Origin of the sequence: Sulfobacillus harzensis, from assembly GCF_012933365.1 — a bacterium.
Taxonomy (GTDB): Bacteria; Bacillota; Sulfobacillia; order Sulfobacillales; family Sulfobacillaceae; genus Sulfobacillus_B; species Sulfobacillus_B harzensis.
On record NZ_JABBVZ010000330.1, the window covers coordinates 1 to 579 of the forward strand.

At 61.8% G+C, this 579-nt stretch carries 1 pseudogene; it reads left to right on the forward strand.

Features of this window, described 5'->3' with window-relative positions:
* Positions 1 to 223 precede the first annotated feature (223 nt).
* Positions 224 to 579: pseudogene (locus tag HIJ39_RS23345) on the forward strand (hypothetical protein); the annotation flags it as partial.

Below are 579 nucleotides of genomic sequence, written 5' to 3' on the forward strand. Positions count from 1 at the left end.
ATAGCCTCTCGGGATTCCGTTTTGCAGATGGGGCAAGGATTCTGCCCCGAACGCCAGGGCCATTTGCCCCCACGCCCGGCCGCCGTCCGGGGCCGATGAATTGGCAATTCCGTACCCCGATATAGCCACCGCGCACCTTAAAAGTTGACTTTTCCACGGCCTCTCCACAATCGCCGAGAAGGGCGTTTGCACGCTCTATCTTCGCGGAATTGGGGTGGCACGTGTGTTCCCGATTGTCCGATCGCATCCCGCCTATCAAGCGTTTGTCCAGGCACAGTTGCGCCGGCATTATGCCCCCGGCGCGCTGCAGTTTGTCGCGCCCGATTGGGCCCTGGTCGCCAAGTTCTGGCGGACCGACCTCTCCGACACGGCGCGATTGCTGCACGAAACCTTTTCGTTGCGGGGGCCCCGGCCGTGGGATCCCGCCGACCTGCTCCGGTCGTATCTCCTCATGCTCGAAGTCGGGGAACCGTCGATCACCCGATGGGTGCAGCAATTGCAGCGCTGTCCCTTGTATGCGGTCCTCAGTGGGTTTGAATACGGGCATACCCCCGGCGTGGGCACCTTCTATGGGTTTTT